The 19,320-nt window shown below is 38.3% G+C and carries 11 protein-coding genes; 5 read left to right on the forward strand and 6 right to left on the reverse strand.

Going from position 1 to position 19,320, the window contains the following annotated elements; translation table 11 throughout:
* Nucleotide 1 precedes the first annotated feature (1 nt).
* The 5 genes from HXT48_RS00075 to HXT48_RS00095 are packed head-to-tail and all read left to right on the forward strand — an operon-like array spanning nt 2 to nt 6,267.
* Nucleotides 2-1,435 carry an SCO6880 family protein gene (locus HXT48_RS00075; protein ID WP_421793062.1) on the forward strand — a complete coding sequence of 478 codons (1,434 nt, stop codon included), beginning with the start codon at nt 2-4 and terminating at the stop codon, nt 1,433-1,435.
* A complete protein-coding gene (locus tag HXT48_RS00080; protein ID WP_421793063.1) occupies nt 1,432-3,036 on the forward strand; it encodes an ATP-binding protein in 1,605 nt (534 codons plus the stop codon). Before HXT48_RS00075 ends, HXT48_RS00080 begins: the two co-directional genes overlap by 4 nt.
* A 4-nt stretch (nt 3,037-3,040) precedes the next feature.
* Nucleotides 3,041-4,951 (forward strand): type IV secretory system conjugative DNA transfer family protein, encoded by a 1,911-nt coding sequence (locus HXT48_RS00085; RefSeq protein ID WP_421793064.1) that lies wholly within the window; start codon nt 3,041-3,043, stop codon nt 4,949-4,951.
* Nucleotides 4,938-5,741, forward strand: a complete 804-nt coding sequence (locus tag HXT48_RS00090; RefSeq protein ID WP_421793065.1) for a hypothetical protein — start codon at nt 4,938-4,940, stop codon at nt 5,739-5,741. Before HXT48_RS00085 ends, HXT48_RS00090 begins: the two co-directional genes overlap by 14 nt.
* A gap of 1 nt (nt 5,742) precedes the next feature.
* Entirely contained in the window at nt 5,743-6,267 is a 525-nt protein-coding gene (locus HXT48_RS00095; RefSeq protein WP_421793066.1) for a hypothetical protein, read from the forward strand.
* Nucleotides 6,268-6,294: 27 nt separating this feature from the next.
* Here HXT48_RS00095 and mobF read toward each other — a convergent pair whose 3' ends face one another.
* The 6 genes from mobF to HXT48_RS00125 all read right to left on the reverse strand — a co-directional run bounded on the left by mobF (nt 6,295) and on the right by HXT48_RS00125 (nt 19,289).
* Nucleotides 6,295-10,830: a MobF family relaxase gene (gene mobF, locus HXT48_RS00100; protein WP_421793067.1), complete on the reverse strand. Its 4,536-nt coding sequence runs from the start codon at nt 10,828-10,830 to the stop codon at nt 6,295-6,297.
* A gap of 29 nt (nt 10,831-10,859) precedes the next feature.
* On the reverse strand, nt 10,860-11,339 hold the full coding sequence (locus HXT48_RS00105) for a hypothetical protein (RefSeq protein ID WP_421793068.1): 480 nt from the start codon (nt 11,337-11,339) through the stop codon (nt 10,860-10,862).
* Between the two features lie 50 nt (nt 11,340-11,389).
* Nucleotides 11,390-12,250: a hypothetical protein gene (locus HXT48_RS00110; protein ID WP_421793069.1), complete on the reverse strand. Its 861-nt coding sequence runs from the start codon at nt 12,248-12,250 to the stop codon at nt 11,390-11,392.
* 626 nt (nt 12,251-12,876) lie between these two features.
* On the reverse strand, nt 12,877-13,251 hold the full coding sequence (locus HXT48_RS00115) for a hypothetical protein (protein ID WP_421793070.1): 375 nt from the start codon (nt 13,249-13,251) through the stop codon (nt 12,877-12,879).
* Between the two features lie 1,006 nt (nt 13,252-14,257).
* Nucleotides 14,258-14,560: a hypothetical protein gene (locus tag HXT48_RS00120; RefSeq protein WP_421793071.1), complete on the reverse strand. Its 303-nt coding sequence runs from the start codon at nt 14,558-14,560 to the stop codon at nt 14,258-14,260.
* Nucleotides 14,561-14,942: 382 nt separating this feature from the next.
* Entirely contained in the window at nt 14,943-19,289 is a 4,347-nt protein-coding gene (locus HXT48_RS00125; protein WP_421793072.1) for an LPXTG cell wall anchor domain-containing protein, read from the reverse strand.
* Nucleotides 19,290-19,320: the final 31 nt, after the last annotated feature.

The raw sequence follows: 19,320 nt of genomic DNA on the forward strand, positions 1-19,320 counted from the left end.
TATGAGTAATCGTATTAGTGCTTCTTTTAGTCCTGTTTCTAATGCTGGTGTGATCCTGTTTTGGAAAACTCATCAGGTTGTTATCGGATTCATGTGTATTATTTGGTGTCTTATGCCACTGTTTCTAGGTGGTAGTCTTTTTCAACTTACTAATATTCCTGCGTTTTTTATTCTTATTATTTCACTGGTTACTTTTCATGGTAGGAGCTTGTGGCAGATTATTGCTATTAGGCTTGGCTTTGGTGTTCGTGAAGCGACTGGTGCTACACGTTGGACGATGAGTCCTATGAGCGCGTTTAGTACTGTTGGTTATATTGATGTTGCTGGTGTTACAGATAAGATTATTAAGCCTGTTGAGGTAGTTAACACTGATTATAACGGTGCTTGCTTCTTGTTTGATAAGGAGAATGGTCAAGCGACGGCTGTTTTAAAGATGACTGCTATACCATTCTTATTTTTGAGTGCTGATACTCAAGATAAGCGCGCGCTGGCTTGGAGTGATTTATTAAGTTCTTTAGCTGAGCATAAGGATATTGTTCGTATTGTTACTCAAGCGCGTTCGCTTCCTGTAGAGAATGTTCGTGATGATAGTTTTACGCGTGAAGAGGATTTTAGCAAGCGTGATACTGGTAATGTTAATTCTCAACTTCATAAGGTTATGAGTCATGATCTGATTTTGACTGTTACTGTTGATGTTGAGAAAGCACAGAATTTTATTACAACGCATGGTGGCGGTATTCGTGGTATTAGTGAATTGTTGAAAACTCGTCTTATACCTATTGTTAGTTTCTTAGAGGATGCTGGTATTGATAAAGAGTTTTCTATTCTTTGGCTTAACTATGGTCAAGTTCGTGGTCTTATGAAAACAATGATTGATCCTAGTAGTAACACTATTTTAAGTAAGCATGGTGAGCTGGATGATACTATTCCTGTTTCTACTTCTTACACTGAGTTTGCGAACGAAGTTCAAGTTGGTAGCATGTATGCGCGCACGTACTGGATTGATAAGTTTCCTGAGAAGAGTGTTTATAGTGGTTTTTTGAAACAGTTTATTGTTCAAAAAACGTATTCTATGGTGTTTACTCAAGTGTGGCGTTGTATTGAAGGTCATAAAGCGCAAAAAGTGCTAGGTAATCGTGTAGCTGAACTTGAGCGTATTAAAAGCATTAATGAGCGTGTTGGGCGCGTGAGTTCTAAAAAGTATGATCAAGAATTAGAGTCTATTCGTCAACGTTTAGAAGAGTTACCTAAATTTAATGCTGAAGTTGAGTTTCAAGGTTATGTTACTTTAATATCTCCTGACTTGTATGTGTTGAATGATCAGACTAACATGCTTGTGACAAAAACTAGTTTTGTTCATTATGATCGTATGATTTGTCAACAGTGGGTGGGTTGGCTTAACGCGCTTCCTATGGGTTTGGCAGGTAGATCATGATTGATGATGGCGATAGAGGGAAAGCGCAGGTTGTTTCTAAAGGAACTTTAAGCGCTTTTAGTGTGCTTCCTGAGTTTACTGCACGCGATTTAGCTCGTTTAGAAACTCATGGTCAAAAATGGTTTGCGAATAATCGTAGTGTTCGCGTGAATAATGCTATTTTTGAAGCTCAGAAACGAACTATTGCTAATATGCAGGCTATTAAGAAAACTAATTATCAGGATCGTTTAGCTGATGAGAAAGCAGTATCTTTAAGCGATGATGGTTTAGTTGTTAGGAAACGTTCATGGGTTCAAAAGCTTACGGGTAATTTTAAGTTTGGTGGCGTTACTAGCGCGTGGATTCCTTGGCATGCGACTTCGATTCGTTCTAGTAGTGTTCTTACACCTATTTTGGCTTCTGGTCGTTCTCTTCTTGACGGTGAGATTATTGGTGTTGACCATTTTACTGGCGTTCCGTTCCGCTTTGATCCGTGGAGTGCTTATAGGAAAGGTATGGTTACTTCTGTGAATGCTATGATTGCTGGTCTTATGGGTAGTGGTAAGAGCATGTGTTTGAAGACTCTTGCTATTCGTGAGATTGCTTACGGCAGGCATATTATTATTGAGGGTGATCCTAAGGGTGAGTGGGCGCGTGTTGCTGAGGCTTTAGGCGGTCAGGTTATTTCTGTTGGCAATGGTAATTATCTTAATCCGCTTGACGCTGGTGTTAAGCCTGAAAATGTTAGTGTTGAACAGTGGCAGAACGTGTGTGCTGATCTTCGTATTAGTGCGCTTAGAAGTTTGATAACTGCTATTCGTTCTGCTAATGAGCCTCTTGTTATGGCTGAGACTGCTGTTCTTGATAAGGTTGTTGAATATTTCGCTCCTGTTAGTGAGCCTACGATTGTTGATTTAGTGAATTTGCTTCTTTCTACCTGGGTTGAGAACAGTAATATAAGAGGTTTAGATACTCGTCAAGCTCGCATTGCTGCGAATAGTCTTATACTTGTTTTTAACCGTCTTATAGAGGGTACTCTTAAAGGTAATTTTGAGAAGAAATCAACAGTTCGTATTGATACTAATGCTCCAATCATTGTGTTTAACACGGGTAGTATTGATGAGCATAATGATGTTAAGCGCGCTACTTATGTTGCTGCTATGAGTGCTGCTATTGACCGTATTTGTTATTCTCATGATGGTTTGTTCCGTCTTGTTATTGCTGAAGAGGGTTGGAATCTGCTTTCTAATCCTGAGCTTGTTGCTGGCTGGGATAAGCGTATTCGTTTAAGTGGTGAGCTTGGTGTTTCAAACTGGATGCTTGTTCATGAGCTTGCTGATTTAGACAAGTTTGCGAACGAAGGTAGCGGTCTTAAAGCTATGATTCAAGGTATTTTTACGAAGAGTGAAATCATGATTTTATACCGTCAGTCTTCGGCATCAATTTCTACTCTTGAAAAACTTATTGAAGATATTACTAGTGAAGAATTAAGTGTTATTGATAAGCTTCCTCAGGGTGTTGGCTTGTGGCGTGTGGGTAAGAGTTTACGTCAACTAGTGTTTCCAATGATGAGCGATGAGGCTTTCAAACTGTTTAATACTGATAAAGGTCGTAAAGGTTAGTTCTATGAGTAGTAAGCGTTTAGGTGTTGGTTTAACCACTTCTCATGAAGAAATGATGAGTGGTAAAGAGAAAATTATCAACGTTTGGCAAAAATTTTTAACAACAAAACTAGGTGTTATTCTTAATGAGCATACTCCACTAGTTCGCGCTATTTCTGAGCCTCAAGCGCGTTTTAGTTCAACACTTTTTCCTACTATTATTTTGCTACTAGTTACTCTTCTTTTAGCATTATTTTCTTACAAGCTTTTAGCTACTACTGCTTTCATACTATGTTTACTCGTGTTTGCTGCGCAAGCTGTTTTTTGGTGGGTTTATAAGGATGATGAGCAGCGTTTTAGAGATGATTTGAATACTCGTAAAGATTTATTAAGGCAACATGGTGCTATTCGTTATCTTTCCGCGCAAGCTGTTTCTAAGAATGCTGAGCATGCTGTTCCTATGATTCGTGACTTGTACCGTCAGAATGGTTGGAAAAATGATAAGCCTCTTCCTGCAAGGTGGACTGGTGTTCATATTGGTGTTTGCCATGGTGTTTCAAGCTGGGTTTGGTCTGAGCAACCGTTGTACTTATTAGCGCCTGCTCGAAGCGGTAAGACTACTAATGTGATTATTCCTATGGTTATGGAGTGTGCTGGGGCGGTTGTTACTACGTCTTCTCGTCGTGATGTTGTTGATGCTACTTGGCATTACCGTTCTAAAGGGTGGTTTGATCCTACTCGCTGGCAGAATGCGCCTAATAAGCCTGATAAGTATGATAAGCCTCTTCATTTTAACGGTGGTAACACTTACTTGTTTGATCCTATGAATGTTGCGGCAAGAACAGATGATGATGATCTTCCGCCTCGCCTTATTTGGAATCCTATAGCTCGTTGCGTTAAGCCTGAGGTTGCTAGAGCTTGCGCTGAAACTATGGTTTCTACTGTTAGTATTGGTGGCGATAATGCTGCTTTCGCTAAAATGAGTGTTGATATTGTACAAGCCTTGCTGTTAGCGGCAGCACTGGAAAATAAATCTCTTGTGGACGTGTATTCTTGGTCTCAGAGTTACACGTCTTGTCAAATTGCTGCTAATATTCTTCTTCGTCATCCTGAGCATTGTGTAGCGTCACAGTGGGCGCAGAATATTCTTGTTTTACAGCATGATGATCCACGTTTGCGTGGTAGTAAAATGTTTGGTGTTGGTGGTGCTTTTAGCGCGCTAAGTCTTCCTCAAGTTCAGCATGCTTTATGCCCTAAAGAGAATGAGAAGTGTATTGATTTAGAAGAGTTTGTTCAGTCAACAGACACAGTGTACTTGTTGTGTGATTTAAAGCCTGATAAGGAGTCTGCTGTTGCTACTGGTGCTGGCGCATTTATGGCAATGTTTTTAACACAAGTACGTGACGCAGCACGGCGCGTAGCACCGCGTTTGAAGGGTGGTCGTCTTCAACCGCCTCTAGCTTTTATTCTTGATGAGATAGCTAATATTGAGCCTTGGACTGAGCTTCCTCAACTTTTTACTGCTGGTACTGGTGAGGGTATTTGGTCTGTGGCATGTTTTCAGTCGCGCAAGCAGGCTGAAGATGCTTATGAGAAAGCTGAAGGTCAAATGTGGGATTCAAGCCATAAAATTATTCTTGGTGGCTTATCGTTGCGCGCTGAGCTGGATGAGATTAGTGAGCTTACTGGTAAGCGTCGCGTAAAGTTTAGTGAAGAAGGTTCTAGTAATAGTATGAGTTTTTTGGATGTTTTAAATACTAGTATTCGTTCTGATCGTTGCGCTGTTATTGAGCCTGATGAGATACGTCGTATTCCTACTGGCATGGCTTTAATTTTACATTCTTCTCATAAGCCTGCGATTATTTCTCTCTTACCTTATTATAAGCGTGCTTACAAGCTTAAGAAAAAACAGGATGGAGTAAATGATGGAAAATAGCGTTATTAAATTGTTCTCTTCTTTTAGGAAACTATACCGTTCAAGTTTGATAGCAAAAATAGTTATTTTAACTATTGTTTGTATCATAGTGTGGGGCGCGTATTTTCTTACTACTTTAAAAACTCAAACTGTTAACGCACCAAAACAGACGACTGTTAAAACTACTAGTACGACTCGCAAAAAAACTTTAAGAAGAACAGATTCTAACAGTAGTAGTTCGAAAGCAAATGTTTTAACGTATGATGATATTACTAGTAAAATAGCTTCCATTAGTAGCGAATATCAGAAACTGTTGAAAACAAAAATTGGGTTAGCTAATCTTAACGACACGTACGCTGACGTGTTAGACAATAATGTTGTTTCTGATGATGCTAAAAACGCGGATTATGCTTTAACTGGCGATATTAATATTGCTGTTCGTCTTCCTAAAACATCTTCTCACGACGTGTTTAAAAAACACATTAATCGTTTAGAAAACGATTGGCAGAAAGTGAATGAACTGTTACACAAGTCTGCTATTGGTTACGTTCATCTTGCGTCAATAAGAAGCATTCAAGACTCTCAACGTTTGGTAGACACGTTGAATAAGTATTCTGATTTTCCTAAAGTGTGTTACACGTACGCTGACTTGTTGAAAAATCCTACACCTATTGATGATAATCTTACTACTTCTAAACAGTTGCAGCAGACAATAGGTTTCTATAATCACACTATAAAACTACAGAACGAATGCTATTCAAGTTTAACTGAAAAACAGAACGCGCTAATTCCTTACACGAGTAATTATTAAAATGGATGATAACACAAATACACAGTTTTCAAACACTAACAATAGCCCGTCAATAGTTTTTGACTGGTATCATGCTAGTAGAAGTGACGTTGAAATAAGAATATGGCAGGTTGCTAGATTTGCTGACTGGCTTTCAAATGTTAATAGTGAGTTTGATCAAGCGTTACCTGAATGTTTCCTACAACACCCATGGATTATAATGCTTGTAGACGCCTTGTATGTGCGCTACTACGATAGTTATGTTAGTCAAGACGCGCCTAATGGTTCTGTACCTTATTTTATTGATTTAGTGTATACGACTATTAGTCGTCTTAACGCTTGGAGGCAAGCTACTGAGCATAATTCAACTTGTTCAGGTGTTCAAACTAGCGTTAGTATTCAACGTGCTAATCGTATTAAAAATGAGGTTTCTAAAGGATACCATGTTGAACATTATTATGAGTTTCCGTTTGATGACGTTGCAAAGAATGTTCATTCTCATGCGAATTCTCAGTATGCTAGCATGGATCAGGCAAGTAAAGAATAATTTATTAAATTAGCGTTGTTAAAACTATTATATGCTGATGCTAGGTGCTGCTTGTTGAATACTATTAAAACGTTTATTATTTTGTTGTAAATCGTATTGTGGTTCACTGTGTTTTACGCGTATACCATAGTTTTCGTAAGATACTTCAGGACACGCTTTTTTCAAATGTTCTACTATCTGTTTTTGTGCTTCAAATCGTTGTTCTACAGGCATGTGTTGAATAATGGTTTTGTTAAGTTTAATGTTTAGTTCTGTAGCCTCATTTGCTGTTAGTTTCTGGTTTGGTGTGAACGCTTTTTCTATGTTCTGCTCCCATAAGTTTTTAGAATATTTTTTTATATTCGTATCATCAACGTTTTTAACGTTAATGTTTCTGATTGTTTTTGCAGCATATTTTTGCGCATCTGATAGCTCGTGTTCTACTATTTGAGTGAAGTTTTTTGACGCGCTGTTTCCTTGCCAAACGTATATTTGACGCGGTTTTGAAAGAGAATAATAGTTTTGAATATTTTTCAAAGCATTATTCATTATCCTATTGTGCTGTTTAATAGTATCGTTCACGCATACTGCAACATAAGGTTGCTTATTTTTAATGAGTGTTTTGTTAATCTGCTGTGCTTCTTCTAGTTTTTGGCATAGAATAATCGCGTAATCAGAATGCTTTTTTAACGTTTGCACACTATTCGCGTTTACTTTTTCAAAACGTTTAAACGTTGATGCTGTTACACGCGATTGTGGCTTTAGTGTTTGTGGAAGTTGAAAATGTTCTTGCTCTAAAAGTATTTTTGATTGCAGGGTTTGCGCGTCTTGAAGTTGCGTTTTACTCATATTATGAGTTTCTAGTTTCCCTAAAGGACTGTAATTATCTTTAATATTGTATTGAGTACGATATGTTATTGTGTCTTGAATAAGCTGTTGCTGCTGTGGTGTTATTTTACTAATATCAGAACGTTGCTGTTGTGTAATAATATTGTTTATCCATGCTGAACTGTTGGTGTCTTCTATGATTGCTTTTACTTGGTTTTGTATCATTTGACTGTTTTGTTCTAAAACGTTTCGAATTCCTTCACGTAATTCTTTATCGGTTAAAGCATCAACTACACTGTTAATGCTCTTACTACTACTATCTTGTTCTAAAGCGTTTACGACTGCTAAGTCTGCTAGCTTATTGTTAAGATTACTGACGATTTCAGAATCGTTAATAACATTATTACTATTGTTTTTAAAGTTTTGTGGATACGTTTCAAGAATGTTTAGCGCGCGCTCAGAATCTACTATGTAAGCTTTCGTAAACGTTTTTACTAGTTTACTATAGTCTTCACTTGCTGTTAGTTTCTGCAAGTATTCTTTACCATGCTTGTTTTCAACTATCTTGTTTAAAACATTACTTGTAGCGTAATCAATAATAGCTGTTTTTTCTGCTAGTAGCGTTCTTATAGAATACGCTTTTTTAGCGCTCACCTGTTTTTGCGTGTGTGCTAATACTCCTCTAGTATTATTGTCACAAATTTTTTGTAACGCTGCTTCCGCTAAATCATCCATTGATGGTATTAAATCTTCGTAAGTGTAAAACATGCTAGCGTCTTCAGGCTTAACTTTACTGCTTTTCCATAAATGTTTTCCTTGTTCCTGAAGTTTCTTTTCTAAATAGTTCCTCCATTGTAAAGCGCTTGTGCTTTGCTGGTCGTGACCTGAAGTAATTTCTTGAGGGTCTTGTACTTCAACATAGAATTCGTTACTTGCTCTACCTCTTGTTGCTGCAACGTACGCAAGGTTTCTTGTTAGATTACTGTCTTCTGCAATAACTACTCTAGCGTTTGTAACAGTCATGCCTTGAGAACGGTGTACTGTGCAAGCGTACCCTCCTTCTGCGTTTTGAGTTACCCACTCGTTCGGCAATGTGATTGTTGCTCTTGTCTGCTGGTTACGAAGTAGCATACTGTTTTTTTGCGTATCAATGTTCTGAATCTGCCATAGATCACCGTTTTTAACGAATGTTCCATCGCTGGCAACTTTTTTACGATCTACTGTTCTTGTACAAATAATGTCACCTTTACCGTAAGTGTTACCATCGTTAAAAACTAGTCGTTTTAACGGGTCTTTTTCTACTAAGCCTTGTTTTTGTCGTTCGTCACTAAAAAGCTTGTTTAAATCTGATAATGTGTCGTTAGTCGCTACTACTAGGACTGAGTCAATACCGTTTTTAATATCTTGTAATGTTGCGTTATACGCTTTAAATCGTACGTCTTCTAATGTTCCGCCGTGTATTCGTTTCATGCTTCTATACTCTTTTATTGCCGTATAGTAGCTTCTGGTTTTATCCATTTTACCTTTAGCAAAATCAACGCTTACTTTCGCTTCGTGTTCATCATAAAATCTCCATACTTTTTCTAGTTTTGCAACTGCCTTGTTTGCGTCTACTACATGGTTGAAACTTCCCTGCCCTACTCCTACACTATCTAACTGGTGAGGGTCTCCGACCATGATCATTCTACTGTTGTACTGTTCACAGAGTTTAGCAAGCTTACTCATGTCTATTGTGTTTGCCATAGACGCTTCGTCAATGATTATTACACCGTTTTGTGGTATTTTAAGACGTTCACGGTTTGCTAATGCTACTGCTAAATCACTTTTTGCTTTCGCACGCGTATTACTGTTAGACGTGCTGTTGTTAAGAATTTTAACAGCGTTTTCAATAGTTTTCTCATTGTAATGGTGTTCTGCTTCGTTAATTATTGCCGCTATCGTGTTACATGGTTTTTCTAATGATGCTTCTAATTCTGCCGCTCCTCTAGCAGACGGTGAAATTCCTAGTATTCTGTCTGAGCCAACTGTTTTATCTAGCACGTTGAACACTGTTTTAAGTGTCGTGGTTTTTCCTGTTCCTGCAGCTCCTACAAGCGCGCTTATACGATGTTTTGATAATAGTAGTTCTTTTGACGCGTTGAACTGGTCGGTTGATAAACGGTGTTTAGCAGTTTTATCGTATTGTGTAAGCATGCTTAATATTTCATCTGGCTGTGCTTTCGCTAAATTATCATTAAGTGTTTGTTCAGAAATTTGAATGAATTTTTCTTCAGCATCCCATAATTCTTTTGTCACGTATAGTTCGTTGCCTGCAGACTTGTCTGCTCCAAAAACGTTTTGATCAGCATAAGCTATAGGTGTGTTTTGTAAGCTTTCAGGCAACGCGTATTTTTGTGTTGTTATTGGTATTAGAGTGTCTACTACTTGTTTAACGATTTTCTGGTTGAAATTGTCACGCGTTTTTGAGTCAATCATAGGAATGCTAGCTGTCATTTCAGATACAGTACTCCATATGTGACCGCGCGTAATACTAGTTTGATGGTCTTGTGCTTTGTAAGCAATGTAGTTTATTGCATCATCCATGTTTTGGATAGTAAATTTTTTATCGTACCGTCCGCTATTATGCGCAAGATCTTGTACTGTTACTTCGCTTAACAGTTCGCTTATTTTACTGCTGTTTAGAACGTTGCTTGTAAAGAATGGTGTTTGATTCTTGTGTAAACAGTTTTGAATTATTTGTTGAATATCATATCCTGCTTTTCTTGCTTGCTGCCTCCATTCTCGTTTTTGGTATTGTATTGGTTCTGGGTCTTTTGGTTTCGGTTTACGCGTATTATGCCAAGCGTTCTTTTTGAGTGTTGCTCTAATTTTTTCATCAGGTTCTATACCGTTTTCTTTAACATATTTTTCAACGTACTGGTTGTATAGTTTGCTGCTTTCAGCTCCCCTAGCTGTGAACTCTTTTAGAAAGTCATCACTCATGCCGTTAATATCCCATACCATTCCGTTTCCTGTTATCGCGTTATGATAGTGGAATTCTACGCCTAATTCTTTTCTTAGCTTATCCATTAGGATCGCGTTGTGATGGTTTGAGAAAGCAACAATATTGTTGAATAGTATTGTTCCATCTAGTGCGCGTATTGTTCCATCTTCGCACGTTACGTAATTACTGAGTGCCACGTGTGAGTGTAAGTGTGGTTCATTATCACGATTCGTGTAATGGTCATACATTATTGCGCTTAACCCGTTTACGCGTTCGCGTAACACTCCGCCTTTACCTCGCCTCGTGCAAGTGTAGTTTTCTTCTAAAAGACTTATTGTGTCTTGAATAGCTTCATGGTGTATTCGTTCTATTTGTTTAGCAAGTTTTGGATCTGCTAACGCCCATAGAACACTAACACTTTTAGGACATTGAAATGTCATATCATAGCCTGTGACACTTGCTTGATCTTTTTTATTAACACTTACTGGATTAGCTTCGTGAAGTTTTTGACCTGCTTTTAAAGGCTTGTCTGTGTCGGGGTGGTAAAGCTTGTCTAGTAAACGTTGCGCGTCTTCACGCGTTGCTGTTTGACCTTGCACACGGTTAATCATGTTTAGTCCACGTCCAATAAAAACGCCTGCAGGGTTTCCTTCTTGCGTGTAGTATGCTGATGCTGTCATCGTGCTATTAGGTTTCGATAACATTACATCACTTACTGCATCTTCTAAATATGAAACGTATCCTGCGTACATTTTTCTTAGCGTGGCACTCATGTAATTCCTTTATTCTTATTTCTTATTTTTTAGTTGTATTGTGGTTCGTCGTCGAAGAACTCTGAATTAATACTGTTGCTTGTAATCGTGTTTAATGGTTCTTCTTTATCATTGTTTACTGATTCAGCCTGATCACTGTTTTCTTCTAAAACAGTTTGTTTAGTTTCATCTACTACAGTTTCTGTATGCGCTGAATTTTCAGACTGTGGTTCTACTGGCGACTCTGATTGCTCTTGTAAATCACTGTTTACTTCTGCTAGTAGAGTACACAAGGTTTTATCAGTAGACTCAATACCGCCATCAGCTTTAAGCTGCGCTTTGTTTAATATTTTTTCTGCATCAATAGTTCGTATGAAAATCTCATACGCTTTTATCTGCGCTTTTAATCTTCTAACAATACGCTCATGCTGCTTCTTATACTCGTCTAATTTACGCTGCTTGTTTTGTAGCTCTTTAATTTTTTTATCTGCTGCTTCTTGAAGTTCACGAATTTTATCTTGAATACTCACTTATTACTCCTTTACTTAATAATTCAGAATTTCATAAACTGGTTCTTCTACTATTCGAAGAAATCAAAATCATCAAAACTACCGTGTTGTTCATTATGTTTTTCTTTCGGTATGAAAGGTAGAGGACTTTCTTCAACCTGATTAACGTTTTTTCTATTGGGTTCAAACGGTAAAGTTGTTTCTTCAGGCTTTTGCACTTGTTGAAGTAACATGTTTATTGCTGTTGCATCATAATTAGTTGTGTCAGGAAACTCTTCGCCATTGTCTTCTTCCCATGCGCGTATTTGCGCTCTTCTCGCAAGTATTGCTTTTAGCTCAGGGTGCTGTTTAACTATTTTTAATCTCTCGCGACTGAAATCGTTAATCATTTGATTAAGCTTATCTACACTTTCGCTAGGATCACCTGGTACGTCACGTAACAATTGCATGTGTGCGTCGTGCTGTTCTCTAAGCTCATCATATTCACGCAATGCTTTTAATGTTTCTGGAATACCCCACCATGAAAACTTATTTACAATCTTCCGCCAATTAGCTTTTGGATTATGCCACATCTCATAATTCACGGCGTTAGTATTCACGGTAAAATAGTTCTCGCTTATCATACGTTCTAAATCTGTACACAAAATTTTCAAATACTCACGCAACGTATAGTAGTCTGTATAAAGTTTTTCACGCTCATAACAAACTTTCTCGTAACGTTCCATAGAAATATGTAATTCTTGTGTTAATTCAGCATTAGCATCAGACGCTTTTTTAGTTTCATCAGCAGCACGACTAGTAGCTTCTGATTTTTGCTTGTCTAAAAATGCTTTCTTACGGCAGTTAGCAGAACAGTAAATTTGAGAAGAGCCACCTGCTTGATTCTGTGTGAACGCTTGACCACAGTACGCACAATTTTCTGTGTCACTCATAACGGATTTCCCTTTCTAACATGTTATTTCCGTCACTAATATATTCATCTTCTAAAAAAGTTGTTTATATAAATTAAAAGTTCTGAGCGTCATGACGCTCAGAACGCTTGTTTTCGTTGAAATATCAACGATATTTCAACATTCTCGCAACAAGGGTGCATATGTCCATAAAAATTACTTTTTTATTATTTGGTGATGTTTCTTATTTTTTTGTTCTTATTTTTCTTATTTTTCTTTTATTTTTAAAGCTTGTTTTGTAGTTATTTAATTATTTTTTATTCTTCTAGTTTTATTTTTCTTATTCTTATTTTGTTGTATTGTTTTTGTTGTGTTGTGTTTTACTCGTATCAGACGCGTAAAACATTATCGTGTTTTTAGAAAATTTTAGTTTATTAAAACTATTGTTTTGTGCTGTGTGTTTCTAGTTTTTAACGTAAAGCTTTCGAACGTTTAGAGACTGTGTATATTGTTAAGATTTTTATGTTTAGCGCTTGTGGTTAATTATTTTTTACAATCTTGTAAGCACGCTTTGATACATGCGCTTACTTTTGCTTCGTGTTTTAAGCAGGTTTTTGAAAGCTAAGAAAAAGAAAAGGGGGCTTGCGCCCCCTCGCGTTTACTGTAGGTTAATGAGTAGCCATAATGCTCAGCATACTTAGCTTTGCTACAGTTTTGAATTCTTCGCGTATACAATCAACATCCGTTAGAGTTAGATTCTTTGGATCGTTAATAACACCTGGCATATAAGTTATTTCTTCTAAGAGGTCACCAATAGTCAATGGTTCTAGGCTCTGAAAATATTCAGGAGCAGTATCGTAGAAAGCGTCACTCAAATCTTTAAGTGTGGCGTTGTCGTCGTAAGAAAAACTAAGGTCAAAGTAAACGTAGTTCATTTCCATGCGAACGTTTAAATAGTTTTCTTCACTACTATCAACAATAAAATCGTTATCTTCAAGAATGGTTTTGAATTTTTCGACGGCTTTTTGTGTTTCCTTACGCATTTTAAACTTCCTTCCATGAGCTGTTTTTATTCTCAAAGTTTCATTTTTGAACTTTGACAGCGTCAATAAGAGTTAGCCGTGAGTGAATCTGCAAAGCGAAAGCGTCTTCAACACGACCAGCTTTGCTGAGGCGTGGTGAAGTTGCAGTATTTACGCGCGACTAACTATGATTGCTACGAAGTAGAGCGCAAAGTTCAAAACTAATGAAGCTTTGACAAAACAGTTTCATGAAAGGAAAAAATGCGTAAGGAAACACTAGCAGTCGTTATTCAATAAGTATTAGAAGAAAAAGTTCACAGTCTACAACATGATTAGAAAACTAACGTTCGTATGAGAATGAAATACGCTACAAGACCAAAGTTAATTACGTAAGACAACAGACTCACAAAGATGTAGTGAGTTTTAAGATAAGGTTATGAGTATTTGTATGCGCACAATAGCAGAATATAAGAACTTCAAAGGAATGCGAGCAATGCCAAGTGTTGACGACAAAGAATCAAACAACAAGGACATGCTGTACACGTTAGAATAAAACTGCAAGAAAACGCGGTAGTATGTAGCTGCACAAAGTAACCACAGAACAGGGGGAGGGGGCGCAAGACGCACAACGTTTTTCGCGCGAAACTTCTTAAAACTACTACTTGTGTGAATATTTGTAGTCGTGCGAGTAAGAACAGTTTAGAAACTTCTAAAATACTCACGTTACGAATATCAAGAGCGTAAGAAATAGTTTTACGAGGAATACCAGTTAAATGAGAAATATCACTACTATTTTTACCCTTATTAACATACTGAGAATACTCAATAAACGATTTCGCAATCTCACAGGCTGCACGGTTAGTAGAACGTGTTTTACCGTCCGCGCTAAGCACGCGCGGTAAAGTGGCAACTGCGACATTAATGTCGCAGTTGCCATCCTTGATAAATTGTTGTGCGGAACGTCGAACCGTTATCTCATTAATGCCTAGTAGGTGTGCGATTACGCGGTTGCTGATTGCTTCGCGTTTCAGTGTAGGTAGAAGAACCAGTTTATGAATTGTTGAAATAGTTTTAGAACATTGTTACTAACGATGTACCCGTATGCTGCTGCAATAATAAACAATGCTACGATTTCGATGAGCTGTAGTGTGAGTTTAGTAGTGTCGAATGCTTTCGCCAAGACGCCATTAAGCACATGCAATAGTGCGACTACTAGTGATATGAATAGTATTTTAGCGATCATTACTTTTAATACTTCAGGATGCTGTGTCACATACTTACTATATTCGCTTAGCATGTTGAAAACGTTTATGTATTGTGCATCTTTCATTATTGCGCGCCTTTACTAGAGTTAAGTTTTGTTACTTACTTATATATGCACAGAATGTGGAGAACGTTTATATAAGAGAATTGTTGTGTTTGATGATACTATTTTTATAAGGCAGAATGATTCTTTTGATGATGATTTTTGCTGTTGCCTTAACCTTTTAAGGCTGCAACTGGTAAATATATACGAGCATTAGCGTAATACTTTTTTAAGACTGTTTTAAATGTTGCGCTAATGCTTTATTTTTATTCTTATTTCATTATTTTTTTGTTCCTGTGTTTTACGAGAGTTTATGTAAGAGCAACACTAGGTGCAAATCGTGAATAAAGTTATACCCCACGCTTTTCGCGAGGGGTATAACACTTTGTCATAATACTATTTTATTTTATCTCCCATGTCGTGCGTGTGATTCTTGTGTTTTTCCCATGACCAAGCATGCGCCAATTAGAACGCTTGCCATAACTATAGTTAGTAGCACAGTTGCGTTTTCTACACCTGTTTTTGCTAACTGTTTGCGACGGTTTGCTGGTATTGGTGGCAATGGTGCTGTACCGTTCCAATCATCAGTATTGCTTGTCACCTGCGTATCAGTACACAGTGTTACACCGTCTACAGTCACTTTTTGCTGCTTACTTTCTGCAGTAGTAGTAGTGTCTGTTTCCTTACTGGTCTTGCCATCAGACTTAGCAATAGTTTTCTTACCGTCGGTTTTACCGTCTTTTACTGCCGTGTTTGGCTTTGTGACAGTTGTTTTACTTCCGGTGCTTAACCCGTTGTTGTTTGTTACACGGCATGTGAGTAGTGGAATGCCTCTTACTACAGCACGGTTAGTGTGTTTAGTGCCTGCTTTGAACTTGTGTAGTACTCCTTCAACGTCAACACTCTGTTTTGGTTTTAACACTAATGTCTTCCAATTTTCTGGATACTTTAAGTCTGTTACTACGCCTGTTCCTACAATCGTTTTATCTTCTAATTGAAGATCGATTGCTTTGAACCATGCGCCGTACCCGTTAGTATCGGTTTTACTAGTGTTTGTGATAGTGAATACTATAACGTCACCGTCTTTAGCGTTTGGTAACGCGTCTTTAGGATCGTTACGGTCACCTTTAATTTTACCTGATTTTTTATCCCATTTAATAATGTGTAGTGCTGGTGTTAGGTCAGGTGTACGAGTCCACACGAGATTACTTTCGTGCTTATTATTGTTAATAATTTCAGTGAACTTGTTTTCGTGACGTTTGGTTACTTTCATGCGTTCTACTTGAACGTACGCACGCCATCCTGATTCGTGTTCATTATCAGCGGATACTAGTTTCAAGTACTCTTCAGTAGCGCTAATTGTTACCGTATTGTCTTTGAAATTGTAGGTGAATAGGTTACCGTATTTTGCGTCTGCTCCTAAGCCTGCGATTTGCGTGCCTTTAGTAGCAAACACTGTGTTACCTTTGTATAGATCACGTGTAGCGTATACTGCCCATGCTCCTGTAACACGATCGTACGCTGGGTCTAACTTGTCTACTATCTGCCAATTTTTAATCTTCTGATATGCACGATTCTTTGGAAGAATAGCAGTGTCAAGCTGGTATAGGAACGTGTTTTTAAGGTATACGCTTGAACCGTTAGCGCTTTCAGAGCCTACTTTGATTGTCACGTCTTTTTTCGGCTTGATTTTTTTGATTTCGTTTGTAACAGTGTTAGTTTTCTTACTAATGTTATTCACGACTTGTGTAGCAGTGTTGACTACTTTCACACCGTCACCGTCAGTAACCGTGAAAGGCATTTCTACAGTGTATTTCTGCCCTAACAGTTTTTGGTCTATTGAAGGGTTTTCTAACGGCTTGTAGTCTTTACTGTTCGCGTACTGCGCAAGATCTTTCGGCTGTGGGTCGCCTTTAACTGTTACACCTGTAGCGTAAATGAAAGTGTCTACTGTTTTAGCAAACACGTATACAACACCGTTAATAACACTAATGTTGAACTTGCTAGTGTAGTCTTTACCGTCCGCGCCTTTAACATGAATGTCTTTAGCGTCTACTTTCAGGTAACGCTCATCATAATCATCAACGATTCCTGCACGGTGTACTTTATACGCCATGTCGTGTTGTGTTAAGTCAAGCGTTAAATGGTATGCGCCTGTGTCGCCTGTAAGGAACGTTTTACCATTGATTAGTACACTACCGTCACCCTGTTTAGCGCTTTGGTTTACTGTTTTGTGTGGTGTGAATGATGGTGGGTTGTTTCCTACTTCGTTTGATGGCGTAATACTATTATTTAATAGTAGCATCCACTTGTTGTGTACTTTTGTGCTTGTTGGCGCGTTCTTGTCTACTGTTCCTTCGAAGCGGATAAGAATACGCGGATTAGAACCATTCTTCCAGTTTTCTTCAACGTACTTAGGGTCAAAGTTAAGGGTCACAGTGTGAGCAGTATCATCCCATTGTGTCGTGTAATGTTTCTTACTAATTGCTTTAGCGTTTGTAAGATCTGTTACTTCTAGCGTCTGCTTATCAATGTTCAGATACTTGTTGTACGTGTCAACTACTTTCACACTTTTAATAGGGTACGCGAAGTTAGATGGTAGTTTCGGCTGTGTTTGTAAACGGTATTCCACTTTTTGACCAGGAAATACTACTTTACCGTCAGCGGTTTCTTGAGCGCCTCCTTGAGAGCTTTCAGAAACAACGTCTTTCTTAACAGGTGGAACATACAAGCAGATTTTAGGCTCGTTTGTTTTAACGCTCTGAGTATTAACTGTTTGTGAACCACTGTTAGTAAAACTACTGTTTTTAGGCGTAGCACAGGAAGCAACCTCGTCACCAGCTTGTTTACCGTAGTCTTTACGTACTTGTTCAGCACCTTTACCGTGAGCGTAGTTAGCTTTACCGCCAACCATGAGGCTTACTTGTAGTGGTGTGCTCATTCCTTGTAGTTTAGCTAAATACTCTTTGTCTGCGGTAGCAGTGATTCTCGTACCGTCCACGTTTATTTTGAAGTGTTTAGTAACATCAGTTCCAGTGTTCACAATGTTTTGAACGCTTGAAACTGTTGCGCTTGTAGCATTCTGTTCGTAAACGTGAATTTTTTTAGTGTCAGCGTCAAAAATGTAGTCAGCGTTCTTATAGTCGTCAACAAGCGTTAATGTTTTTGGCGCTTCTATAAGATTGGATGCGACTACACCGTTTACAACGCTTCCTATTTTGTCACCGTCAAGAATTGTCATGTTGTCAGCACCCGTGTTATTAGTTTTACCCGGGTCTATAACACTATCCCATGTTTTCTTAGTATCATCCCATTTCACCCAGCTTTTATCAGGCAGTGGTTTCCACGTTTTAAACTCGCGTGGATCTGTACTAATTTCAGGTAAATGGTTTGGTTTAACTGTTGCATGATCATTGATTTTAGAGTTTTCAGGCTGATGCACTGTAACATCGAATGAGAATTCAATATTATGGTTTAATGGCATTTCACCCTGAGCACTCGAACGCGTGGCAGTAACAGTATTACTTGCTTTATCCAAGTTGATTTGGAATTGGTTGCTAACATCACTGTTTGTTGTAGTGTCTGTAAGCTTGTAATTATCAACAGTGTAGCTCATGCCGTTCGGGTTAATTTTGTCTTTTATAACCATTTCGTAAGTTCCACGACCAGTATCAGTACTAATTGTTGTACGGTTTTTCATACTATCCGCACTAACTAGTTTTTGAACGTGTTTGCTTACTTTTCTTGGTGCTTCATACTGAATATTCCATGATTCAAGTGGATCATGATCGCTCGTGTTAATACTGTCTTTCATTAATCCTTGTTTAGGTATTTGCACGTCGAACCAGTAGTTTCCTTCTTGCCAATGACTCATACCAAAATCAGAAGGCGTGAAATCAGGAGATACAGTACTACCATCACTTGGAACACTAACTTGTTTAGTAGCTTGTTTTGAAGAAACGTAATTGTTACCGTCAAAATGCATTATTACTGTTGCGTCAAGACTCTCACCATTACCGCCTGAAACGCTTATCATATCATGAACAGGTTCTGTCGATCCTACACGCGTATCTTTAGGCGCTGAAGCTACTGTAGTTACAGTCGCATTATAAGTTTTAGGTGCAGGATCACCTTTAGGCTCGTACTGGTTTAACGATAGTACGATAGCGTTAACTCTCGGTAGCGTTGTTGCTTCACTAACCATTGAGCCAACACTACGATCAGGAGCATCCTTAAACACGTCATCAACATGATATGGAACTCCGTTATGACTGTATGTTTGTGGTCGTATCAACCTGTTCCACTCATTAATCCACGCCATACGTTGTATATATCCTGTACCATAGTAGCCGTTTGAACGTGATTCAATAACCACACCAACGCCAACCATACGGCAGTTAGCATGACCTGCTTGATCAGGATGCTTCGCGTTGAAACGGTTCTCACAATCACTAAGCGAACGGCTAACAGCAGCCTGTAGAACATTGTCACCACCACGATAGTTAATACCAATGTTTCGTATAGCTTTTATGGCAGTTCCAAGATCCATCCGACCAAGAGAGCCACCATCGTTATCCGTGTACTTCCATCGTACGGCTGGTGTTCCACCACCATGAATAGGGTTTGTAGGAGCGTTACCCCAACCACCATCAGCAAATGCTGGTGTAATACAACACACTGTGGCTAGTGTTGTAACACTAGCTAACAGTCTTTTCCATATTTTGCGCCTGTTAGACGCTTTATGTTTGCTCATTTATTGTTTCCTTACTCGTAAACATGTTTAT

The organism is Gardnerella sp. KA00127 (assembly GCF_049244125.1).
In the GTDB taxonomy this organism is placed as follows: domain Bacteria; phylum Actinomycetota; class Actinomycetes; order Actinomycetales; family Bifidobacteriaceae; genus Bifidobacterium; species Bifidobacterium swidsinskii.